The organism is Variovorax brevis (assembly GCF_030317105.1).
GTDB classification, from domain to species: Bacteria; Pseudomonadota; Gammaproteobacteria; order Burkholderiales; family Burkholderiaceae_C; genus Variovorax; species Variovorax brevis.
Map to the genome: position 1 here is coordinate 1 of NZ_JASZYG010000040.1, position 21,473 is coordinate 21,473.

Annotated in this window: 20 protein-coding genes and 3 pseudogenes; 13 read left to right on the top strand and 10 right to left on the bottom strand. The window is 63.7% G+C overall.

Features of this window, described 5'->3' with window-relative positions; genetic code table 11:
* Nucleotides 1–114: 114 nt before the first annotated feature.
* Nucleotides 115–503: pseudogene (locus QTI66_RS37985) on the bottom strand (IS6 family transposase); the annotation flags it as partial.
* 705 nt (nucleotides 504–1,208) lie between these two features.
* Here QTI66_RS37985 and QTI66_RS37990 point away from each other — a divergent pair.
* The 6 genes and pseudogenes from QTI66_RS37990 (at nucleotide 1,209) to QTI66_RS38010 (ending at nucleotide 5,788) form a co-directional block, all read left to right on the top strand.
* Nucleotides 1,209–2,126, top strand: a complete 918-nt coding sequence (locus tag QTI66_RS37990) for a chromate resistance protein ChrB domain-containing protein (protein WP_286565549.1) — start codon at nucleotides 1,209–1,211, stop codon at nucleotides 2,124–2,126.
* 14 nt (nucleotides 2,127–2,140) lie between these two features.
* The gene (locus tag QTI66_RS37995) at nucleotides 2,141–3,313 is read left to right on the top strand and encodes a chromate transporter (RefSeq protein ID WP_286565550.1); all 1,173 of its coding nucleotides are present in this window, start codon (nucleotides 2,141–2,143) and stop codon (nucleotides 3,311–3,313) included.
* 157 nt (nucleotides 3,314–3,470) lie between these two features.
* Nucleotides 3,471–3,791, top strand: coding sequence for a hypothetical protein (locus QTI66_RS40055; RefSeq protein WP_444815098.1), 321 nt, complete (start codon nucleotides 3,471–3,473; stop codon nucleotides 3,789–3,791).
* 15 nt (nucleotides 3,792–3,806) lie between these two features.
* Nucleotides 3,807–4,097 (top strand): annotated as a pseudogene (locus tag QTI66_RS40060) (Fe-Mn family superoxide dismutase); the annotation flags it as partial.
* A 15-nt stretch (nucleotides 4,098–4,112) separates the two neighbouring features.
* Entirely contained in the window at nucleotides 4,113–4,787 is a 675-nt protein-coding gene (locus tag QTI66_RS38005) for a rhodanese-like domain-containing protein (protein ID WP_286565551.1), read from the top strand.
* 5 nt (nucleotides 4,788–4,792) lie between these two features.
* Nucleotides 4,793–5,788 (top strand): Cj0069 family protein, encoded by a 996-nt coding sequence (locus QTI66_RS38010; RefSeq protein WP_286565552.1) that lies wholly within the window; start codon nucleotides 4,793–4,795, stop codon nucleotides 5,786–5,788.
* 250 nt (nucleotides 5,789–6,038) lie between these two features.
* On the opposite strand, the gene QTI66_RS38015 is transcribed toward QTI66_RS38010, so the two are convergent.
* The gene (locus QTI66_RS38015; RefSeq protein WP_286565553.1) at nucleotides 6,039–6,473 is read right to left on the bottom strand and encodes a hypothetical protein; all 435 of its coding nucleotides are present in this window, start codon (nucleotides 6,471–6,473) and stop codon (nucleotides 6,039–6,041) included.
* A gap of 460 nt (nucleotides 6,474–6,933) precedes the next feature.
* On the opposite strand from QTI66_RS38015, the gene QTI66_RS38020 reads away from it, so the two are divergent.
* The 5 genes from QTI66_RS38020 (at nucleotide 6,934) to QTI66_RS38040 (ending at nucleotide 11,290) form a co-directional block, all read left to right on the top strand.
* Entirely contained in the window at nucleotides 6,934–7,215 is a 282-nt protein-coding gene (locus QTI66_RS38020; RefSeq protein WP_286565554.1) for a hypothetical protein, read from the top strand.
* Between the two features lie 90 nt (nucleotides 7,216–7,305).
* On the top strand, nucleotides 7,306–8,187 hold the full coding sequence (locus QTI66_RS38025) for a tyrosine-type recombinase/integrase (protein WP_286565555.1): 882 nt from the start codon (nucleotides 7,306–7,308) through the stop codon (nucleotides 8,185–8,187).
* 45 nt (nucleotides 8,188–8,232) lie between these two features.
* Complete coding sequence (locus QTI66_RS38030; RefSeq protein WP_286565556.1) at nucleotides 8,233–9,471, top strand: site-specific integrase; 1,239 nt, start codon at nucleotides 8,233–8,235, stop codon at nucleotides 9,469–9,471.
* Nucleotides 9,468–10,412: a tyrosine-type recombinase/integrase gene (locus QTI66_RS38035; protein WP_286565557.1), complete on the top strand. Its 945-nt coding sequence runs from the start codon at nucleotides 9,468–9,470 to the stop codon at nucleotides 10,410–10,412. Before QTI66_RS38030 ends, QTI66_RS38035 begins: the two co-directional genes overlap by 4 nt.
* Nucleotides 10,409–11,290 carry a tyrosine-type recombinase/integrase gene (locus QTI66_RS38040; RefSeq protein ID WP_286565558.1) on the top strand — a complete coding sequence of 294 codons (882 nt, stop codon included), beginning with the start codon at nucleotides 10,409–10,411 and terminating at the stop codon, nucleotides 11,288–11,290. The genes QTI66_RS38035 and QTI66_RS38040 overlap by 4 nt, the downstream gene beginning before the upstream one ends.
* Here QTI66_RS38040 and QTI66_RS38045 read toward each other — a convergent pair.
* The 6 genes from QTI66_RS38045 to QTI66_RS38070 form a co-directional block, all read right to left on the bottom strand.
* Entirely contained in the window at nucleotides 11,257–12,210 is a 954-nt protein-coding gene (locus tag QTI66_RS38045; protein ID WP_286565559.1) for an IS1595 family transposase, read from the bottom strand. The genes QTI66_RS38040 and QTI66_RS38045 overlap by 34 nt on opposite strands.
* A gap of 245 nt (nucleotides 12,211–12,455) precedes the next feature.
* A complete protein-coding gene (locus tag QTI66_RS38050) occupies nucleotides 12,456–13,367 on the bottom strand; it encodes a tyrosine-type recombinase/integrase (protein ID WP_286565560.1) in 912 nt (303 codons plus the stop codon).
* Nucleotides 13,364–14,344: a tyrosine-type recombinase/integrase gene (locus QTI66_RS38055; protein WP_286565561.1), complete on the bottom strand. Its 981-nt coding sequence runs from the start codon at nucleotides 14,342–14,344 to the stop codon at nucleotides 13,364–13,366. Before QTI66_RS38055 ends, QTI66_RS38050 begins: the two co-directional genes overlap by 4 nt.
* On the bottom strand, nucleotides 14,334–15,599 hold the full coding sequence (locus QTI66_RS38060) for a site-specific integrase (RefSeq protein ID WP_286565562.1): 1,266 nt from the start codon (nucleotides 15,597–15,599) through the stop codon (nucleotides 14,334–14,336). The genes QTI66_RS38055 and QTI66_RS38060 overlap by 11 nt, the downstream gene beginning before the upstream one ends.
* 377 nt (nucleotides 15,600–15,976) lie before the next feature.
* Nucleotides 15,977–16,480: a hemerythrin domain-containing protein gene (locus QTI66_RS38065; protein ID WP_286565564.1), complete on the bottom strand. Its 504-nt coding sequence runs from the start codon at nucleotides 16,478–16,480 to the stop codon at nucleotides 15,977–15,979.
* Nucleotides 16,481–16,735: 255 nt separating this feature from the next.
* The gene (locus QTI66_RS38070; RefSeq protein ID WP_286565565.1) at nucleotides 16,736–17,230 is read right to left on the bottom strand and encodes an ATP-dependent DNA ligase; all 495 of its coding nucleotides are present in this window, start codon (nucleotides 17,228–17,230) and stop codon (nucleotides 16,736–16,738) included.
* A 19-nt stretch (nucleotides 17,231–17,249) separates the two neighbouring features.
* Here QTI66_RS38070 and QTI66_RS38075 point away from each other — a divergent pair.
* Together QTI66_RS38075 and QTI66_RS38080 are read left to right on the top strand one after the other, a co-directional pair.
* Nucleotides 17,250–17,900 (top strand): annotated as a pseudogene (locus QTI66_RS38075) (thiolase family protein); the annotation flags it as partial.
* A gap of 145 nt (nucleotides 17,901–18,045) precedes the next feature.
* Nucleotides 18,046–19,164 carry an IS110 family RNA-guided transposase gene (locus tag QTI66_RS38080; RefSeq protein ID WP_286565566.1) on the top strand — a complete coding sequence of 373 codons (1,119 nt, stop codon included), beginning with the start codon at nucleotides 18,046–18,048 and terminating at the stop codon, nucleotides 19,162–19,164.
* Between the two features lie 218 nt (nucleotides 19,165–19,382).
* On the opposite strand, the gene QTI66_RS38085 is transcribed toward QTI66_RS38080, so the two are convergent.
* Both QTI66_RS38085 and QTI66_RS38090 read right to left on the bottom strand, forming a co-directional pair.
* Nucleotides 19,383–20,687, bottom strand: coding sequence for a CitMHS family transporter (locus QTI66_RS38085; protein WP_286565567.1), 1,305 nt, complete (start codon nucleotides 20,685–20,687; stop codon nucleotides 19,383–19,385).
* A 152-nt stretch (nucleotides 20,688–20,839) separates the two neighbouring features.
* On the bottom strand, nucleotides 20,840–21,473 hold a 634-nt coding region (locus QTI66_RS38090), incomplete at its 5' end, for a citryl-CoA lyase (protein WP_286562472.1).

Consider the following 21,473-nt stretch of genomic DNA (forward strand, 5'->3'; position numbering starts at 1 on the left):
TGTTGACGCCGTTCGTGCATCGCGTGGCCATCGCCAATCCCTTGCAGGTGCGCGCGATCGCATGTGCCAAGGTCAAGACTGACAAGATCGACGCCGCGACGCTCGCACGCCGCGCAGTCCGCTGGCCTGTTCAAAGAAGCATCGTGCGGCTGCGTGATCACGCTTGGCACGCAGCAGAAAGTCAATCGTGTCGCCGTCGCGGTCGACCGCTCGGTACAGATACTTCCACTGGCCTGCGACCCTGATGTAAGTTTCGTCCATCCGCCAACTCGCGCCCACCGGACACATGCGTTGACGAAACGCCGCGGCCATCACCGGCAGGATCTTGATCGACCATCGATGAACCGTGGCGTGGCGTGGTCGACGAGCTCGCCGCGCTCGCCCATCATCTCTTCGATATGCCGAAAGCTCAAAGGGTAAGCCGCGTACCAGCGCACGCAGGTGAGCATCACCTCAAGCGGGTAATGCATCCGCTTGATCACCTTGCGCAACGCCTCGATCATCGCCTTGTCCCGGTAGCCCGAAGACTCGATTTGGAAAGACTCGGGATGCCCGGCAAGTTCGATCCTGCGCAGGATCCGCAAGCGATCAGTGTGGAGCGCGACCAACGCCTTGCCGGCGCCGACGTACACATCGCCATTGATCGGATCCACGCGCAGGTTGTCCGCGACGTCCAGCGAGGGTTGGTTTGCCGTGACAGGCGACTTGCCGTCGGTGAAAGCCTGTACCCGCCGCCGGCGCCGTTCGCCACAAGGAGCCGCCGGAGGCGCGCCAGGTAGAGCACGCCCTGTGGTTCGTGCAGCGATGTGATCCTGTCGACGCGCTTGCCTTCGCGCAGATCAACGACTTCAAGCGAATCCGATGAAAAGGCCGCGACGAAGAGGCGTCGGCCTTCGAGGTCGACGGCCATGTGGTCGATGCGGCCGCGCACCGAAGGCAGCTCGATGCGGCGCTCCAGCACCAGCGACTGCGCCACGGCCACGGGGACAACGCCGGCAAGGAACCATGCGCCCAGCACGGCCGCGACAACGGCGCCCGCCCCTGCCCGCCGCCGGGCGGTGCATCCGGAGCCGCGCGGACCCCCTCCGTGCGTCAGGGTTGCAATGTCATAAAGTCTACACCAATGTAATATCTTCTACGTGGAATATTCAAACACATCGTGGTTATTGCTGGTCATCTCCCTGCCGACCACGAGCGCCACAGCCCGCATGCGTGTCTGGCGAGGCCTCAAGGCGCTCGGCTGCGTGGCCTTGCGCGACGGCGCGCATCTGCTGCCCGCCCGGCCCGAACACGAGCAGGCGCTGCAAGAGCTCGGCGACGAATGCCTGCGTGAAGGTGGCACCTCCTGGTTGATGACCGTCCAGCCACGCTCCGCCGAGGAGGCCACGACCTATCGCCAGCTTTTCGATCGCAGCGAGGACTATGCGGAACTGCGCAAGGCGTGGAAGGAGGCGCATCGCGGCCTGGCCTCCATGGGTGCGCCAGAACTCGCACGGCTGCAGCGAAAGCTGCAGCGCGAATTCGACGCCGCGCGTGCCATCGACTTCTTCCCGGGTGAGGCGAGCGTCGAGGCAGACGCTGCCTGGACCGATTTCAACGACCATATCGAAGCCCTGCTCTCGCCCGACGAGCCGCATGAGTCAGAGGGCCGCATCCCACGGCTCGACGCAACCGAGTACCAGGGCCGCCTGTGGGCGACGCGCCGGCGCTTGTGGGTGGACCGCGTGGCGAGCGCCTGGCTGATCCGCCGCTTCATCGATCGGGACGCCCGATTCCAGTGGCTCGCCAAGCCTTCCGACTGTCCGAAGCGCGCGCTCGGGTTCGACTTCGACGGCGCGACCTTCACGCACATGGGCGATCGCGTGACCTTCGAGACGCTGCTGGCCAGCTTCGGTCTGGAAGGTGACCCGGCACTCGTGCGACTCGGGTCCATCGTGCATGCGTTGGATGTCGGCGGCGACGCGGCCCCGGAAGCGAAGGGCTTCGAGGCTGTGATGTCGGGTGCGCGCGAGAGGCTGAGCGACGACGACGCGCTGCTCGGGGAGATGAGCACGGTGCTTGATTCCCTGCACGCGCACTTCCAGCGCGAAGCCCAGCCGAACAGCGACAAGCCCGAAGGCCGATGAACGAGAAGATCTCAATGACAAACGAAGGCGCTCCGCAGCACAGCTATTCGATATGGCAACTCGTTCGCTACATGCTCGCCTTGGGCACTTGGGGCTTTGGCGGGCCCGTGGCACTGGTCGGCTACATGTACCGGGACCTCGTCGAAAGACGAGGTTGGATCTCCGAAGGCGAATACAAGGAAGGCATGGCCCTCGCGCAGTTGATGCCCGGACCGCTCGCCGCCCAACTGGCGATTTATCTCGGCTACGTCCACTACCATGTGCTCGGCGCGACGCTGGTCGGGATTGCGTTCGTGCTGCCGTCGTTCCTGATGGTCGTCGCCATCGGCGCGGCCTACACGACCTATGGCGGCATCGCGTGGATGCAGGCTGTCTTCTACGGCGTCGGCGCCGCCGTCATCGGGATCATCGCGATGAGCGCCTACAAGCTCACGACGAAGAACATCGGCAAGGACAAGCCGCTGTGGGCCATCTTCCTGGTGAGCGCGGCGGTCACGGTGATCACCAAGTCCGAGATCGTATGGGTCTTCCTCGGTTCCGGCGTGCTGGTCTGGCTGCTGCGGGTGCCGCCGAAGTGGATGTCCGGGCGGGCCGTCAACAGCGTCGCCGCCCCGATCGTGGCCTCCTTCGCGATCGATGCGCTCGACTGGCACAAGCTGGGCCAGATCGGCGCGTTCTTTGCGTATGCCGGCAGTTTCGTGTTTGGCAGCGGCCTTGCGATCGTCCCCTTCCTGTACGGCGGCGTGGTCCAGGAGCACCACTGGCTGACCGACCGCCAGTTCGTCGATGCTGTCGCCGTCGCGATGATCACGCCCGGCCCTGTGGTCATCACCACCGGCTTCATCGGTTTCCTGGTCTCGGGCTTCTGGGGTGCGGTGGTCGCAGCCGCGGGCACCTTCATTCCCTGTTATCTGTTCACCATCCTGCCTGCGCCGTACTTCAGGAAGCACGGCAAGCGCCCCGGCATCGTGGCCTTCGTCGACGGCGTGACCGCCGCAGCCATCGGGGCAATTTCAGGAGCGGCGATCGTCATCGGCCAGCGGTCGATCACCGATCTCTCCACGGCCGCACTGGCACTGATTACCGTCGGTGTCCTGTGGCGCTTCAAGAAGGTACCGGAACCGGTCGTCGTGGTGGTCGCCGCGCTGGCCGGGCTGGTGCTCTACCCGCTGGCCAGTCACGCATGACGCACGTGTGATCCACATGAGGAGCCTGCAATGCACCCAGAGACTGTTTGCTTCCCGCCGCGAGTTCATCGCGGCAACCGGCGTCGGCGCCATCGCGCTGACTGCCACGCACGTTGCGGCAGCCGCAACCACCCCAGATTCGTCCAAGGAGACCGCCGTGACCACCGCACCCGCCTTCCAGGCCAGCGACACCCTCAAGCCGCTGTCCTTCGACCCGGCGAAGCTCTCCGGCCTGTCCGAGCGCTTGATCCGTTCTCACTGGGAGAACAACTACGGCGGCTCGGTAAAGGCACTGGCGGTCGTCAAGAAGCGCCTCGCCGACGCGATGGGCGACAAGGATTTGCCTCCCTGCGTCTACAACACGCTCAAGCGCGAGCACCTGGTGCGAACCGGGTCCGTCGTGTTCCACGAGCACTACTTTGACAACCTGGGCGGCGATGGCAAGGCCGGCGCGCAGGAACGGCAAATCATCGGCTAGGCCTTCGGCAGCTTCGACGCCTGGGAGGCGGAATTCCGTCGCATCGGCGCAGGACTTGGAGGCGGCTCGGGTTGGGTCGTACTGGGATTCAACCTCCATACACGGCAGCTCGAGAACTACGGGATGGCCGACCACGCTCACGGGCCGGCCGCTACCGTGCCGGTCCTCGTCATGGACATGTACGAACACTCGTATCAGATGGACTACGGCGCTGCGGCAGCGAAGTACATCGACGCCTTCTTCCAGAACGTGAACTGGGATCGGGCGGCCGCTCGGCTCGCAGCCGCAAGCGCCACCAAGACGTGATCTGGAGGAGTCGATATGGAAGCGCGCATATCTTCGCTATGGGACCCGCACTTCGAGTGCCTCGGAGGCGACGGCATCACGATGGAGCCCGCGATGAAGCTGGCGCTTGATGCGAACTTCGGCAGCTTCGAGCGCTGGCGCGACGAGTTCGTCGCTTGCGCATCGGCGCACAACTCAGGGTGGTTGTTGCTCGCGTTCCAGCCGAACGAAGGCACGCTGTTGAATCAATGGACTGCCGAGCATGCACACCCGCGCGGCGTCCCGATCCTTGCGCTCGACATGCGCGAGCGTGACGCGACCGATGTCGACGAGCTCATCGCCCACATCGACTGGGGTGGCGTCTACCAACGCTACCAGGTTGCAGTGCACGAAGCGAGCGAGCCCTATGCCGCAGACAGGGATTCGCTAGCGGGCGCGTTGGTGCTCGATGTTCGCCGCGCCGGTGCCTTCGAGCAGGCAGACTCGATGATCCCGGGCGCGAAGTGGTGCGACCCCAAGTCAGTCGGCGAATGGGGCCAGGAGCTACCCAGCGGGCAGCCGGTCGTCGTCTACTGTGTCTACGGGCATGAAGTCGGGCGCTCGACCGCGATGCGGCTGCGCGCGGCCGGCGTGGACGCCCAATTTCTTCGCGGGGGCATCGATGGCTGGATCGCGTCGGGCCGACAGGTGAGCGAGAAGCCGCGAGGGTGAAGGTCATGCCAGCCCATCGCCCGATGTCTGTGGCCTTGCTCTACCCGGGCGATCGCCCGATGCGCGAGCGCAGCGATCCGGCTGAAAGCCGCTTCGCGGCGTTGTTCGCAGCCTTCGCGGCGGCCGGCGTGGCTGCGCAACCTGCTGTCTACCACGACGAATTTGCCGATGAGGTTGCCGCGCAGTTGCGGGGCCTCGACGCCGTGCTCGTCTGGTGCAATCCGGTCGAGGCCGGCCGCCGCCGCGACCGGCTCGACGCTGTCTTGCGCGAAGTCGCGCAGGCCGGCGTTTTCGTCAGCACGCATCCGGACACCATCCTGCGCTTGGGCACCAAGGACGTGCTGGTTGACGCGCGCGACCTGCCCTTCGGCAGCGATGCCGTCCGCGTCGACACACTCGACGAGCTCGCAGCCGGACTGCCCGATCGCCTGCGCCACGGAGCGCGCGTGCTCAAGCAGTATCGAGGGCACAGCGGCATCGGGGTGTGGCGGGTCGAGCGTATCGAAGACTCGCCGCTGCTGCGCGTGCGGCATGCGCAACGCGGCAGCCAGGAGGAGCGCATCGACCTGCCGACATTGCTCCAGCGCATGGCGCCGTATTTCGAACCTGCCAACGGCGGCCACATGATCGACCAGGCGTGGCAACCGCGTCTGGTCGACGGCATGGTGCGCGCTTATATGGTCGAGGACCGCGTGACCGGCTTCGGCCACCAGGCGATCAATGCCCTGTACCCCGCACGCGCAAGCGAAGCCGCGCCCACACCCGGGCGACGTCTCTATCACGGCGCCGAACTAGCGCAATTCCAGACGCTGAAGCGCCTGCTGGAAACGCAATGGATCGCGCAACTGCAGCAACGCCTCGGGTTGACGCGCGCGCAACTGCCGATGCTATGGGACTGTGACTTCATGCTGGGCGAGCCGACCGCTGATCAGCCCGAGCGCTTCGTGCTCTGCGAGATCAACGTCAGCAGCGTCTCGCCCTTCCCGCCTGCGTCGATCTAGCCGCTGGTGGAGGCGGTGAAGGCCCGCCTTGCATTGCGGACCGACTGAGCAAACGGCCACGCCGCTTACATGTCGCGATCCTCTAAGCGGACGCACGAGTGACCGGTTCCACGTCAAATTGACCAGCTCGCCCGCGTCGGGTAAGCACTGTCGACACTTGTTACCCGACGTGGCCGACACCTTGCTGGATGCTGCTTCGCCGCGCGTAGAACGCCTCTGGCCAAGGTAGTTGCATCGCTGCCGCCAATACTCACAACCCCATACGGAAGTCGTAGTTGCGCGAAACGCGATCGATCAGTACCGGATCGCGCGCGCCCGTTGCATCGAATTGCACGCTCACTCTGCCATCGGGGAGCTCCTGGACCGTGGCAGTCACGGTGGCGCCCGTGCCGAGCCGGCCCACGACGGTGCCGCTGCTGCGGTCTTCAAGGCTGATGACCATGCCTTGGGAGCGTAGCGCGCCCGCGGCGGCCGCGAAGCAACGGTCAAAGCCGGCAGTGGCGATTCCCGGGGCTTGGTAGCCGTAGTACACGCATCCTGCCAAGGCCAGAACTGCGGCGCAGGCCAAGGGGAGCGCCGCTCGCATCGCTGTGGCGTACGCGTGCGCCGAAGTGCTTGCCGGACAGTCCTTCCGGGAAATGCGCCCACCGGCCATTTTGTCAAGCCATTCAGCGAAGTTCTCCATGACGTCCTCCATACAGTCCTTGCCGCCCACGCCAAAGAACTCATTGTTGCATCCAAGAGGGTGTTTCCCAATCCGTGGCAGAGGGCGAGAAGGAGCGTGCAACTGTGAAGTAGCGCGAGCCGCGTGCGCGGCCCGCGCAGACAGGCAGCGCACTCGCGCAAAGTAGCGTGGCTGCTCACGGTGGCAAGCGATTCGCCGACGACTGGGCGACCCAATGCTTGCCCACCCCCACACCGCCCCAAGGCAATTGCGCCACTCCGGCGCGCTGTTCACAAATTCGCGTGTCCACGCGCGTTGCCGAGTGAGGCGTAGCAGCTGCGGCAGTACTTGCAGCGAAAGGGTGAATTCAACACCTCACGCAGCCCTCGAGGCGTTGGATTCGCGAAGTATCGGATTTGGTTTGCGCGGTTGCGAAGTTCCGGATTTACTTTCCTTCTTTCGACGGTAAATCTGTGACGACGTGAGCAGCCGCCTAGAGACAAACTCACGCGCGGCCGGTATCAGATTTACTTTCTTCTACGAGAAAGCGCTGGGCCTTCGCATCGGCGATCATGTCCTGCACCCGCGTGCCCAGTTGACGCCAACGGCCCTGAATGAGGTCATGCCGCCCGCGACCGCGATCCGTCCCTATGAAAAATTCGTGGTGCCGGCGGACCTTGACGGGAGTGCAGGGCGATTCAGGGCGCCCCTCGAGCGGTGCCTGTTGATGGCCGCCAATGACTACGAGGCGATCGGGGCGTGACTGGCGTCGAAGACGAGTGGCAAGACATCCGGCGAAGGGGTGCAGGCGTCCTCAACGCAGCGGGCCTATCGAAAAGAAGCAGAACGCCTCTTGCTCTGGGCGATCCTGGAGCGAAAAAAGGCGTTGTCGTCGCTGTCAGTGGAGGACGTGACGGCGTACCGGGAGTTCCTCGCCGATCCGCCATCGAGCTGGTGCGGGCCGCGGCACCACCAGCGCTGGTCGCCATTGTGGCGGCCGCTCGAAGGGCCCATGAGCCCGGTGGCGCTGCGCCAGGCGTTGATCATCCTGAGGGGACTATTTTCTTTCTGGATGAGCCAAGGATATGTCGTCGGCAATCCGTTGGTGGCGGTGGCGCTGCCGGCTCATGCACAACGGCCTCTGGGCTCGAGCAGGACCTTGACCTTTGCGCAGTGGGATCACATCGATGGGCTGCTGCGTGATCACGGCCACACCGAAGTGCAGCGGAGGCTGAGACGCGCCATGCGCTGGCTCTATGCGACCGGCCTGCGCCTGGCCGAGATTGCGAATTCGAAATGTGAAGACCTGGACCAGGTCGAGTACAGGACAGAAGACGACACGACGGAAACGGGCTGGATGTTGTCAGTGGTTGGAAAGGGCGGGCGCCGCCGCCAGCTACCGGTACCGGCCGAACTGGTCGACGAACTTGGCGATGAACTCGCGCGGCATGGCTTCGAGCGGCAGGTGGGGGCGGTGAGCAACCGGGGCATCTGCGTGATGGCGCGGTTTGACGCTGAGCTCAAGCGGCCGTCACCCTGGTCGGCATCGGGCCTCTATCAGGCGATCAAGGCTTTTCTGGCGAACGCGGCCCAAGGCCTTCCCGATGCCGATGCCCAACAGTTCAGAAAGGCCAGCACACACTGGCTGCGGCACTATCGACCCTTCCCGACTGTGTCTTGTACTTGGCCAGCGGCCGCGTTCTGCGCGGGCTGGCACGCAAGAAGCCCGACATAGTCTGGACCCCTTGTACTGCCCCGACGGGGCAAAAAGGGGTCCGTCATGAAGTTCGTCATCAACAGCCAGGTTGTCCTGCTGCGGGCCCCGGAAGGCCCGATCGCGCCGTATCTGGGCGCATTCGCAGACTCGTTGGATTCAACAGGGTATGCGACGACGTGGATACACCGGCATGTCCTTCTCGGGGCCTGCTTTAGTCAATGGCTCGGGCAGAAGGCGGTAGCTCTGCAGGATGTCACGTCCGACCATGTGACGCGGCACCTTCAGTATCGAGCTCGGCGCGCGCGACCCAGGCCTGATGACCGCGGGGTTCTCATGCACTTGATGTGCTTCCTGCGACGTGAGGGCGTGGTTCCTGGTGAGAAGCCTGCGGTGGCCGAGCCGTCCTGGGTTGATCGCTGTATCCGTGCCTACGAGGCGTACCTTCGCGAGCAACGCGCGTTGGCCACGGTCACGATCGTCAACTACGTTCAGTTTGTTCGCGAATTTCTTGAGTACCGTTTCGGCGCCGGGGTGATCATGCTTTCCGGCTTGAGTGCCGCCGATGTTGTGCGTTTCGTTCAACACGAGGTGCCGCGCCTGCACGTTAAGCGCGCCAAGCTCATGACTTGCGCGTTGCGCTCGTTTCTGAGCTACGCCCGGTTCTGCGGTGACGTCGATGTTGATCTGGCGGCCGCTGTGCCAGTCGTGCCCAACTGGACGATGACATCGATCCCGCGGGCGATTGCTCCGAAGCAGGTGCGCCAGCTGCTGGCCAGCATCGATCGGCGCACGGCGGTAGGACGTCGCGACTACGCCATCGTGCTGCTTCTTGCGCGATTGGGACTACGTTCCGGCGAAGTGGCGTCCTTGAAGCTCGATGACATCGACTGGAACATGGGGCAGCTGCGTGTACATGGCAAGAGCGGTCATCGCAACGAACTGCCTTTGCCGGTGGACGTCGGCCGGGCGATCGCCGCCTATCTGACGAACGGTCGACCAACCACCACCAGCCGGAACCTTTTTCTGCGGGTGCGAGCACCGGTATGCGCGTTCCAAGGGAGTAGTGCCATTGGCTCGATCGTGAGGCATCGCCTGGAGCGCGGCGGTGTCGACGCCCCTACCTTCGGGGCGCATCAGTTTCGACACGGCCTGGCCACCGAGATGTTGCGCCGCGGCGCTTCGCTGGGCGAGATCGGTGATGTGCTGGGTCATCGTCATTCCCAGACGACGATGATCTACACGAAGGTCGATCTCCAGGCCCTGCGCAAGCTGGCGCCGCCGTGGCCGAAGGGTGCGCCATGAAGACCTTGCATGTGGCCATTCAAGAATATCTGACAATGCGGCGCGGTCTGGGTTTCAAGCTCAGGGAAGCCGGCAAGGGCTTGCTCGAGTTCGCTGCCTTCATGCGCCAGCGTCACGCGAGCTACATCACCTCGGCGCTGGCGCTCACCTGGGCGCAACTGCCCAGAGAGGCCACGCCAGCCCACTGGGCGCAACGACTGAGCTTTGTTCGCGGCTTCGCCCGCTACCGCAGTGCGACCGATCCACGCACGCAAATTCCGCCGTCGGATCTTCTGCCTTTCCAACCTCGACGGGCGCGTCCCTATCTGTATTCGGACGACGAGATCCGCCGCTTGCTGCGGGCAGCACAGGGCATGACCTACCGCTGCAAGTACGACGCGCTCAGACCGCGGGAGTACCACTGCCTGTTTGGAATCCTGAGTGTCACGGGCCTGCGCCTGGGCGAGGCGCTCAACCTCAAGCTGCCAGATGTCGACCTGGATAACGGGGTATTGACCATCCGCGGGGCCAAGCTTGGGAAGGACCGCCTCGTACCCCTGCACGCATCCACCTGCAGGGTGCTCAGGAGATACCTTGCCGAACGCGGGCACCATTGGGCCAATCGCTCGGTTTCAACCTACGTGTTCGTCTCTAACCGGGGCAATCGCCTGGATGTTGCCGAAGTGCATCGGACGTTCTATGCGCTGTCGCGGCAGATCGGTCTGCGCAAAGCGACCGACAGCCACGGGCCGCGGCTGCATGACATGCGCCATCGATTCGCGACGAACACGCTCGTGCGTTGGTACCAGCGCGACCAGGATCCCGAGCGCCTGCTGCCGGTGCTGTCAGCTTATCTCGGGCATGTTCACGTCGCCGACACGCAGTGGTATCTCAATGGGTCTCCCGAGTTGATGCGTGAGGCCATGCGTCGCCTCGAACACCGTTGGGGAGGACGGCCATGAGCCGCCCCGCCAGCTTTGCCCCGCTGCTGGAGCGCTTCTTCACGCAGCGCTTGATGCAGCAGCGACAGGCCAGTGCACACACCGTCAGTTCCTATCGCGACACCTTCCGGCAGTTCTTGGTATTCGTCGAGAAGCGGCTGCATAGATCGCCATCACACCTGAGCTTCGAGGAGATCGATGCGCCCTTGGTTGTGGCGTTTCTGGACGACCTGGAGAAGCGCCGCGGCATCAGCGTTCGAAGCCGCAACCTGCGACTCACGGCGATTCATTCCTTCTTCCGCTTCGCGGCCTTCGAAGCACCGGCGCACTCCGCACAAGTTCAGCGTGTGCTCGCCATCCCCAGCAAACGTCACACGCGCACCCTGGTGCCCTTTTTGACCCGCGCGGAGGTCGATGCCTTGCTACTCGCCCCGGATCGGCAGACATGGTCCGGGCGGCGTGATCACGCCTTCATGCTGGTGGCCGTACAGACCGGCTTGCGGCTGTCCGAGATGACTGGGCTCAAGCGCGAAGATCTCGTCCTGGGAACAGGTGCGCACCTGCAGGTGCTCGGCAAGGGCCGCAAGGAGCGGTGTACTCCGCTGGCTAAGCCAACGCAGGCCGTGTTGACAGCCTGGTTGCGCGAGAGACCGCGCGGAGACGGGCAGATCCTATTTCCGAGCGCCAAGGGCGAACGCCTGAGCGTCCATGGTGTGCAATACATGCTCAGCAAGCATCGACTCACGGCCTCGAAGGCTGCCCCGTCCCTGCGGGAGAAGCGGGTCACCGTCCACCGATTGAGGCACACGATGGCCATGGACCTTCTGCAGTCCGGCGTGGATCGCTCGGTCATCGCCCTACCTGATCAGCAAGGAAGTTCAGCCGCGCGGACCTCGTGAAGCGGGTGCGGCTTGGCCTGGCAGGCGGCTCGGGCCAGGCGCTGGAGGATGGAGCGAAGGTCGAATCGTCGATTGAACAGATACTGAACCTGGCCGAGATATCGATGCGCGTACTTGTCGAATCCGAAGGCGTGGTACGTACCGGCCAGTGCGGTCTTCAGGTTACCCAAGGCTGTGTTGACGGCCAGGAACGATGGGTGCTTGGCGCTGGCGGCACCGCCACCGGTGATGTGCTGCTCGTGCAAGATGCCGCGACCGCGTACTGCCGTGAAGCATCCCAGGCCGTCGGTGACGAGTGTGGCCGGCGCGGCCAGCGACTTCTCGGCGAAGTCCTGGATGGACTGTTTGGTAAATGGGCGCCGGGACAGGCACAGGAAGACAGCCTGCCCCGACTGGGTGGTCTGCACCGCGGCGACGAAGGCGATCTTGTTCTGCGAGCCTCGACCGGGCTTGCCGCCGGGATGCTTGCCACCGAGGTAGGCGTCGTCCGCCTCGATGCGGCCGGTCAGCTGCCGGCCCTCCTCGCGCTGGAACATCACCTGCATGAGCTTGTGCTTGACCAGCCAGGCGGTCGGATAGGAAATATCCAGATGGCGCTTGAGCTCCAGCGCAGAGACATTGTTCTTGGCCTGCGTCATCAGGTGCATGGCCAGGAACCACGTGGGCAGCGCCAGCTTGCTGGATTCGAAGATCGTGCCGCTGAGCAGACTGCACTGGTAGCGACACGCGCTGCACTGGAAGTACAGCCGATCGTGGCGGCGGAACTCGCTGTGCCATGTGCCTTGGCAGCGCGGGCAGACGAAGCCTTCTGGCCAGCGCCAGGCCCGCATCGCCCCCTCGCACCGGTCCTGCGAACCGTACAGATCGAAGAACTCCAGCATCGGAAGACCCCGTTGGTACTGCACCTTGTTTTGCGCCATGGCCAACCTCCAGTTCAGGTTGGCACATCGTCTCAGCCGGGGGGCTCATGACGTGAGCCTCTGTCTCGGACAGCTGAGGTTCCTTGCTGATCAGGTCGCCCTATGGCTCGGGCACGAGAGCGTCGAGACCACTCAGATCTATCTCGACGCGTCTCTGAGCATGAAGGAGCAGGCGCTTGCAAAAGCCACACCCATTCACGGCAGACCGGCTCGGTATCGGCCGGCCGATCAGCTCATGGACTTCCTCAACCGCCTGTAGAAAGGCAGACTATGTCGGGTAGGGCGGACGGCGCCTTCGCGCGGCGACTAGCGAACTTGCGCCACGCGCCCCATTCGCAAGACATAGTCAAGAAGGGTCGATAGTGGCGCAAACGGTGGGGGCTCACTGACTGGACGGAACCCGCGTGACTGCAGCCAACAGCGGCAACATGCCTTTGCAGAACGCAGCGAATGCCCGAACGCGAGAACCGCTCGCCACGACGATTGCAAAACAGCGGATCGCGTACCCGTTCTGGTCGGTCCAGGCCATGCTCTTGCATGTGATCGCGAAGTAGTTGTGCCGTAGCATCCATCAAAGGCACGATGCGGACCTTGCGGCCTTTGCCCATCAATCGGATCTGCGCAGGCGATGTCAGGCGCACGTCGCCTGCGTCCAAATCGATCAGTTCCTGGACGCGTGCGCCGGTGTCGTACAGGACGCTCAGCAGGACCGCGTCCCTACGACCCTGCACCGTCGTCGCGTCGGGGTGTGCGAGAACTTGCACGAGTTGTTCCTTGGAGAGATACCCAACGCTGGGCTGCGACTGTCGCTGCAGCGGAATGGCCAGGATCTTCTGGCATTGCAGCAATTGCTCAGGAACCTCCGCCTGTACGTACCGGAAGAAGGAATGCAGCGCGGCGAGCCGCTGGTTTTGCGTGCGGACCGAACAGTGCCGGGCGTTGGCCAGATGATCCAGGAAGGCCTCGACGTACGGCACATCGAACTGGGCAAGCGACAAACGTTCCACGGCAATGCCACGCACGTCGCGGCTGAACCGCAGCAGCAGAACGAACACGTCACGGTAGGCCTTGATGGTATTCGGGCTCAGGTTGCGCTGCCCAGCCAGGTAGCGGGTCAGGAAATCGGTGACATGCGTGGACAGATCGGTGGGCTTCATGATGGCCTCCGCGGGATGACGTCTTCAAAGGCGGCGTTAGCGCGCTTGACCACCTCGGGAAACAATTCGACCGTCAGATGCAAGTAGTCCTGAGTCCCTTGGAGCGATTGATGTCCGAGGTATGTGGCCAACACTGGAAGCTTCGCGTCGAGGTCAGCGCCCTCGCGGCACCAGTGCAGCAAAGCGTGAACGGCATGGCTATGCCTCAGATCGTGGACCCGCGGTCCCTTGCCTCGCCCGCCGTGAGGGATCCCGCAGCGCATGAGCAACTTACGGAACAGATGGTAGACGCCACTGAGGCTCCGGGGGCGTCCACCTTCCGACGGGAAGAAGTAGGCGTCTGGCGGTCGGGGCCCAAGGGCGTCCGCGTACCTCTGAAGGCGTTGCATCAGCGCCAGGGCTGGAGGCACCAGCCGATCCTTGCCGAACTTGGTGTCACGGGTCGTCAAGACGCCCCGCACGAGGTCCACGTCCCCAACGCGCAAGTGCAGCGCCTCGCTGACTCGCAGTCCGCAGCCGTACAAGAGGCGAAAGAGCTCTCGCATTACGAGATGGCGCAGCGGCGCCCTGGCCGTGGGTCTGAGCTCATCAACGGCCTGCAACAATTGGGCGACTTCGGCACGTGTGAACACGCGGGGCGTAAAGAGGGACGTCGGCTTCGCTGTGAATGACCTGTCCGGTACGTCGGCCTTGTACTCGTGACGACACATGTACAGCGCGAACTGCCTAACCACCGACACGCGAACTTGCTGCGTCCCGACGCTCTCGTTTGGCTGCCTCAAGAGCCATGTCCGGTACAGGGTTCGAGGCAACTCGCACTTGTCGAGGCCGTGCTCGCAAAGGAATCGGTCGAGACGCGCCAGTATCCGGCGAGCTTCGTCATATCGGTACCCGCAAGCCTGGCGCTGCTGGACGTATCGCTCCATGAGCGGCGCCAGTGGACTGTGGTGGTCTGGATCGCGCAGTTCATTCGACATGGCGCATCTCCTCGGTGTTCAGCGCGGCGCAGCGCAGCATCTCAACGTCGGCCTTGGCGTAGATCAGCGTCGACGCGACCGATGCATGGCCCAGCACATCGGAGATCACGTGAAAGGGCGTCTCGGCTTGCAGAAGCCTCGTCGCCAGCGTGTGACGCAACGAGTGCAACCCGTGTCGCTGCTTGCTTCGGAACTCGATGCTCGCGAAGCGCCTCCAGTAGTCGACGACCCGGATGAGGCAGTCGTGATCCGAAAACGGCTCGTAGGGAGGCGTCAGCATCAGAAACACTTCACGATGCTCGACGTGCGGTCGTCCGAACTTCAGGTAGTCGATTAACGCCTGCCCGAGCTCTTCGTCCAGTGGCAAGCACTGTTGCGCACCGGTCTTGCCCTGAGCGAAGCGGATCGTGGCGGCATCCCAGTCGAGACTCTCAAGCTTCAGCGATCGGATGTCGCCGGCGCGCAATCCAAGGCGCGACGCCAGCAGCAAGATGGCAAAGTCGCGCTTCCCCTTGGGCGAACTGCGGTCGACAGCTGCGAGCAGCTTTGCAACGAGTACTGGTTCCCACACCGATGGGATAGTGGCCTCGCGCGTCACCCGGATCCTGGGGAGAACGGCACTCAAGTCACGAGGTAACACGTCTCGCATGAACAGGAACCGAAAAAATGACCTAAGTTCGGAGACGATCCGAGCGATGCTCTTCTTCGTCATGTGCTGCCGCGAAGTGACGAAAGCTTCAATGTCGTCCGGCCGGATCTGATCGAAGATCACTACGTTCCTCGTCCCGAGGAAGGCCAAGAAAGCCGCGACGACGAGCATTCGATGTTGCAGCGTCGATGCGCTCAGATGACGCCGCTCTCGCCCATATCGTTCGAAGGCGCGCAGCGGCGCCACCATCGCCGGCGGGATCTGGAGCTTCTTCATATCCGTGACGAAGCGGTCAATGCGACCCGTGCGTGCATAGTCGTCAAGCACCCTGACGCAAAAGACGAGGTGCTTGCGCCACGCCTCCTCTCGCTTGGTCGGCTCGCCACCGCTCAGCCCGTAGGCTTGCTCAAAGCGAAACGCGAGGTCCGTGGAGTATTGGCCTTGCAGGTTCAGCTCGCTCGCGAACGCCGACAGGCGCTGCCAGACTGTTCGATAGCGCGCGAGCATTCTTCTGCTGTAGCCGAGCCCCTCAAGTTCGTGCAAGGCGCCGGTGCAAAGCTGATCCAACGACAAGCGTTCCAACACTTCAGACTTGGGCAGTTCCATGGTCGTCTCCCAGGTGAACGGCGGCCCCAGTGGCCGCCGGGGATGACGATCATGAGACTGTTATGTTGAGCCCTTTCCGTCCGGCTCGGCTCTCGGCGCGGGCGCCATGCACACGGAACGCATAACAGGAAACTGCACCAAATAGGCGAAATGTGCTTAAGCACATTTGGCCTATCTCACCACCGAGAGGGACATGAGGATGAATGCCATGAGGGGGTTTTGGAAGGCGTCGGATTCACAGACGGGGCACAGCAAATGATGACCTCTCGTCTCCTTGGCTGAGCGGTGCACCGAGGCAATCGGTGAACACGTTTCTCGCGAAGTTTCTCCAAGCGGCTGAACGCGCCCTTGGCATATGCCATCGGGTGCCTTGGCATTCAAGGTTTGGCCGGTCCCATGGCCACCGAGATCGACGAGGCCACCGCCGCCCATTCTTCGCGCGTCAGGTGTTCCTCGGACTGCGTTTGCAGAAGGGAATCTTCCTCGTCCAGATGGGCAAGCATCAAACGGCGATGCTCCTGCAGCAGCGCTTCGATGCCGTCGGCGGTACTGGCGGAACCTGACGCTGCCGCCTTCAATCTGGCCTTGGCCTGCGAGAGCAGATCGTCGCAACGATCGCGTGTGCTTTCCAGGCGCATCAGCAGATCGTCGGCCTGCACCGATCGACCGCGCAGCGCTCTCACCAGAACGACGCCCTTGGGCCGGTGCGTGGTTTGCTCGAATTCCTGTATGCGTTCGATAAGCGTGGCGAGGGCTTGCGCCGGCGGTCCGCCGAACGCCCAACCTCCGGACTTCACCGTGTCGTCCATGACGTCGATCAATTCACGTAAGCGCGCGTGCTCGGCACGCAACACAGCCCATGCGCATTCGGCAGCCAACATGCTTTTCTCCCTTGAAGCAAGGACACTTCTACTGCGTTGGACACAAACCTGCAACTTGAAAACACATGTGCGCATCCGACCGTAGAACAACCATTGTTCGCGACTCAAGGCAAGAGTTGCCCGAAGCCCGTTGCAGCGGCACCTGGAAGGGAGCACGGGCTGGGCAACACCGAGCCTCGACGAGCCGTCGTTCGTCATGTCCGGAGAGCCGCCAGGCGCCTGCGAGCAAGTGCGCCCGCATGCGCCGCGGTCGCATCAACGGGGCCCGTGCTTGAACCGCTCTGCCGGAGTCGCACCCCTGCGCTTGACCTTCACCCAGTCCCTCGATCGGACGCCTGGCAGGTAGCCGCTTTCGGGCCGTTTCGCCACTATGCCCTCCAGCTTGAGATGGTGCACCGCCTGCTCGAACAGTTGCTGGCCGCCTTCCTCGAAGTGGCCCACAACGAGCACGCTCGGTGGCGCCGGCGTCAGCAAGGTCGCCAGCCGCTCTTTGCGCGAGCGCAAGGGGTCGCCGATGATGACGTCGCCATCGTCGACCAGAAGGTCGAAAGCACAGTAGACGAGCGGAATACCTTCTACCCACTTGCGCTTCCTGGCCCGGTCCTGCAGCTTGTCGAAGTCGCTGCGCCCCAGATCGTCGAGAAAGCAAACCTCACCGTCCGTGACATGGGGGCCCCCGCGTACCTTGGCCAGGTTGCCCGCAATTTCCGGGAACCAGGTCGTCGCACGGGCACCATTGCGCGTGCGCAACGTGCATGTGAACCGCGAGGACCGGGACCGGCTTGCGCTGCAATCGCACCAGAAGGCTGCCGCTGCCCGGGAGCAAGGCCGTCTGGCCGATGAGATCGTGCCGATTCGCCTGCCCGATGGCGAGGTGGTCGATGCGGATGGCTGCATTCGCCCGGCAACCACGCTGGAGGCGTTGGCGAGCCTGAAGCCGGCCTTCCGGCCCGATGGCGTGGTCACGGCGGGCACCTCGTCGCCGCTGACCGACGGCGCTGCCGCGGTGCTGGTCGTGAGCGACGAGTTTGCGCAGCGCCAACGCCTTCAACCACTGGCGCGCGTGCTCAGCTTTGCGACCGTGGGGGTCGATCCGGCCATCATGGGCATCGGCCCGATCCCGGCCACGCGCAAGGCGCTGGCGCGTGCCGGCCTGACCGCAGCCGACCTGGACGTGGTGGAGATCAACGAGGCTTTCTCGTCACAGGCGCTGGCCTGCATCCGCGACCTGGGTCTGGACATGGCGACCGTGAACATCGACGGAGGCGGCATGGCCATCGGCCACCCGCTGGGCGCCACTGGCGCGCGCATCACCGGCAAGGCCGCAGCCCTGCTGGTGCGCCAGCAGGGCCGTTATGCCCTGTCCACGCAGTGCGTCGGTGGTGGACAAGGCATCGCGACGGTGCTTGAGCGGCTTTGAGACCGCACCTGCGCCATCGCAGCAGCCCCAGACATGATGGTCGCCGTCCCTCGGACAGGCGGCCGGTCTCCAACATCGTAGGTTGCGTCCAAGAACGTAGAGCTACATGCTGTGACTTGCGTCGTCAGCAACAAGGAGACCGACCATGCAAGAGCGTAGCAAGATTCACGTGGGTTTGGACGTCCACAAGGACAGCATCAGCGTCGCGACGGCCGAGCCAGATCGAGCGCCGGGGCGCTTGATCGGCAGGGTTCCGCACGATGTGAGCAAGTTGCTGAAGATGCTGGCCAAGGTCGGCACCGCAGAGCAATTGCACATCGTGTACGAGGCTGGTCCGACGGGCTTCGGTCTGCAGCGTGCCCTCAAGGCCAAGGGCTACCTCTGCGAGATCATTGCTCCGTCGCAGATCCCGCGACGACCCGGCGACCGGATCAAGACCGACTCACGCGACAGCGTTCAATTGGCCGAGTGTTCCCGCGCGGGCCAATTGAGCGCCGTGTGGATCCCTGATCCGGACGACGAAGCGATCCGTGATTTGTCGCGAGCGCGCGAAGACGCAGTCCACAGCCGCATGCAAGCCCGCCATCAGCTCAAGGGCTTCCTGCTGCGCCATGACGTGCGCTACAAGGGCAAGACCTCGTGGTGCGGTGCCTACTACCGCTGGCTGGGGACGCTGAACTTCGGCGCCGGTGCCGCCCAGACGGCGTTCACCGAATACTGGCAAGTCGAAACGGCGGCAGATGATCGCGTCGATCGGCTGACGAAGGCGTTGCAGGCCTCGATCACTGGCTGGCGCTTCGAACCGGTGGTCGGTGCGCTGCAGGCACTGCGTGGTGTCGCCGCGATCACGGCGATTGGCCTGGTGGCCGAGATCGGCGATCTCGGGCGCTTTGCCCATCCGCGCAAGCTCATGGGCTACCTCGGGCTGGTTCCTTCCGAGCATTCCAGCGGCGAGCGCACGAGCCGCGGCAGCATCACCAAGACAGGCAACGCGCATGCACGTCGACTGTTGACCGAGGCTGCCTGGAACTACCGCTTCACGGCGCGCATAGGACAAAGGGCGCAGGCTCGACAGCAAGAGTTGTCCGAACCCATACGAAGAATGGGCTGGACGGCGCAACTGCGGTTGACCCAGCGCTTTGCCGCTTTGAACGCGCGTGGCCTGCAGGCCAACAAGGCCTGCGTAGCGGTCGCAAGGGAGCTGGCCGGCTTCGTCTGGGCCATTGGCATGCAGGCGCAACGGGAGAAAGTCGAGGCAACCTGAAATAGCGATGCACCCAGGGATCGATCTGGTGATGCGACTCGATCAACGATAGGGCAACCCTCGAGCCTGTTACCAGGGCACCGCAAGGATGATCCCCGACCCTAGAGCGAGGCAGGCCCACGACGAATCGATCGGGTGATGCGACTCGAGCGTTGCAGCGACGATGAATCAAGCTCATATCCGCGGATTGGTTACCTGCACTTCATCGCACAACGGCGTCACGCCTTCGAGACGAGCGGAATAACGCCAATCGCCAACGCGCCGATCACCATGACCACGACCAGCCCGAGCACCCACAACAACGAAGATCGCTGGTTGTCCCCGTATTCGATGTCCAACAGCGCCACGAGCAGATAGGTCGATGCCACGAGCGGACTCAGCAGATGCAGAGGCTGCCCGAGCAGCGAGGCGCGAGCCATCTCGGCGGCCGAGATACCGTACGTTCCAGCGGTATCAGCCAGGATCGGCAGCACTCCGAAATAGAAGGCGTCATTCGACAACACATAGGTGGCCGGGGCGCTCAGCAGGGCGGTTGCGGGCGCCATGTAAGGACCCAGCCAACCGGGCATCACGTTCAACAAACCGTCTGACATGGCCTTCAGCATGCCCGTGCCGGAGAGAATGCCCGTGAAAATTCCCGCCGCAAAGATCAAGGAAACCACGGCGAGAACATTGGAAGCGTGGGTCGCCAGGCGCGCGTGCTGATCTTTCAGCTTGGGGTAATTGAGAAGCAACGCGATCGCCGTGGCAACCAGGAACAGGGCGGGCAGGGGCAGGACACCCTTGATCAGTGCGTAGAGAAGGGCCAGCGTCAGCAGCAGGTTCGGGATCATCATGGCTGGCCGCCGGATGTCCGAGGAACCATCGATGTCTGCAAGAACCGCATTCTCCACGTCCGGCATCGTCAGCGCGCCAATCCTGCGGCGTTCGCGAAGGCCGAGGTAGGCAGCTACGCCAACCTGGTAGGCGAAGCCCATCAGCATGACAGGGATGAGCGGCAAGAACACGTCCGCGACGTCGACGTGCATGGCAGCGGCGGCTCGCGCGGTGGGCCCTCCCCAAGGAACGATATTCATGATCCCGATCGACATGAGCAGCACCGTTGCCAGATACTGAAGACGCACACCCAGCCGTTGATAGAGAGGCAACAGGGCCGTCACGCAGATCACGTAGGTCGTTGCTCCGTCACCATCGAGCGCCACTGCAGTGCCCATCAAGGCTGTACCCACCAGCAGTTTGAGCGGATCGTGCCCGACGAATCTGACAATGAGCCTGATCAACGGGTCGAACAGCCCCGCATCGGTCATGATGCTGAAATACAGGATGCCGAACGTGAGCATCACGCCAGTGGGTGCCAGCTTTGTGATGCCTTCCATCATCATCTTGCCGACCGCATCGGGTGACGCAGCGACAAGTCCGAACGCGATGGGAACGAGTGCCAGCGCAACAAGCGCCGACATGCGCTTGGTCATGATGAGCACCATGAAAGTGGCCACCATGCCGTAGCCCAGTAGAAGCAACATTGGAGTCTCCTTGAATGCCGACTGGCGGCCGGGCACGCGCTACTTGCGGGCGCAGCAACCCCCGGCGGTGGCACCGCCATTCCGCGAAGTCCGCGGTGACCTGGAAGATGGAGTGCGCGATGGAGGCTCAGCCCCCATCGCTTGCGACGTGACTAAGCCGCGCCTGGAACCGACCTTTGGGGTTCGCCGTCGTAGCGCCAGATGTACTCGCGTGGAATCGGCCCCTTGTTGCGCCCGCCCTGTTGCGTCTGTTCCCACGCATGCGCCAGGATGCCGACCGAGCGCGACAGGCAGAAGAGGCCGCGGGCCAGTGGCGCGGGGAATCCGAGTTCGGCGTAGATCACGGCCGTGGCCCCGTCGATGTTCATGGGGATGCGCTTGCCGTTCTTGCGCGCCGCCAGCTCGTCTTCAACGCCTCGCGCGATCAACGCGAAGCGCCCGCCGACGTGGCCCGCCTGAGCGGCCTGATCGACCAGTTCCAGCAGTCGCGGTGCGCGAGGATCGACTGGATGAAAGCGGTGGCCAAAACCCGAGACGAACTTCCCGTGCAAGGCGATCGCATCGTCCAGGCCCGCACGCACTGCGGTCGCAAATACCTCGCCGGCGTCGATGCGCGCCGCGATGTTCTGGTACATCTCCACCGCCTGCTCGCCCGCGCCGCCGTGGATGTCGCCCAGCACGTTGAGGGCCGAGGCCATCGCATTGTTGAGGCCGACGCCGCAGGTGGCCGCCATGCGGGCGATGGCGATGCTCGGCGCCTGCGGGCCGTGGTCCACTGCGGAGACC

Excerpts from the sequence above, each read along its gene's own strand:
- QTI66_RS38045 (WP_286565559.1), bottom strand. The coding sequence starts at position 12,210 with ATGGCGCAAAACAAGGTGCAGTACCAACGGGGTCTTCCGATGCTGGAG.
- QTI66_RS38015 (WP_286565553.1), bottom strand. The coding sequence starts at position 6,473 with ATGGAGAACTTCGCTGAATGGCTTGACAAAATGGCCGGTGGGCGCATT.
- QTI66_RS37995 (WP_286565550.1), top strand. The coding sequence starts at position 2,141 with ATGACAAACGAAGGCGCTCCGCAGCACAGCTATTCGATATGGCAACTC.
- QTI66_RS38080 (WP_286565566.1), top strand. The coding sequence starts at position 18,046 with ATGCAAGAGCGTAGCAAGATTCACGTGGGTTTGGACGTCCACAAGGAC.
- QTI66_RS38035 (WP_286565557.1), top strand. The coding sequence starts at position 9,468 with ATGAAGACCTTGCATGTGGCCATTCAAGAATATCTGACAATGCGGCGC.
- QTI66_RS38040 (WP_286565558.1), top strand. The coding sequence starts at position 10,409 with ATGAGCCGCCCCGCCAGCTTTGCCCCGCTGCTGGAGCGCTTCTTCACG.
- QTI66_RS38055 (WP_286565561.1), bottom strand. The coding sequence starts at position 14,344 with ATGTCGAATGAACTGCGCGATCCAGACCACCACAGTCCACTGGCGCCG.
- QTI66_RS38065 (WP_286565564.1), bottom strand. The coding sequence starts at position 16,480 with ATGTTGGCTGCCGAATGCGCATGGGCTGTGTTGCGTGCCGAGCACGCG.
- QTI66_RS38005 (WP_286565551.1), top strand. The coding sequence starts at position 4,113 with ATGGAAGCGCGCATATCTTCGCTATGGGACCCGCACTTCGAGTGCCTC.
- QTI66_RS38060 (WP_286565562.1), bottom strand. The coding sequence starts at position 15,599 with ATGGAACTGCCCAAGTCTGAAGTGTTGGAACGCTTGTCGTTGGATCAG.
- QTI66_RS38030 (WP_286565556.1), top strand. The coding sequence starts at position 8,233 with ATGAAGTTCGTCATCAACAGCCAGGTTGTCCTGCTGCGGGCCCCGGAA.
- QTI66_RS38010 (WP_286565552.1), top strand. The coding sequence starts at position 4,793 with ATGCCAGCCCATCGCCCGATGTCTGTGGCCTTGCTCTACCCGGGCGAT.
- QTI66_RS38085 (WP_286565567.1), bottom strand. The coding sequence starts at position 20,687 with ATGTTGCTTCTACTGGGCTACGGCATGGTGGCCACTTTCATGGTGCTC.
- QTI66_RS37990 (WP_286565549.1), top strand. The coding sequence starts at position 1,209 with ATGCGTGTCTGGCGAGGCCTCAAGGCGCTCGGCTGCGTGGCCTTGCGC.
- QTI66_RS38050 (WP_286565560.1), bottom strand. The coding sequence starts at position 13,367 with ATGAAGCCCACCGATCTGTCCACGCATGTCACCGATTTCCTGACCCGC.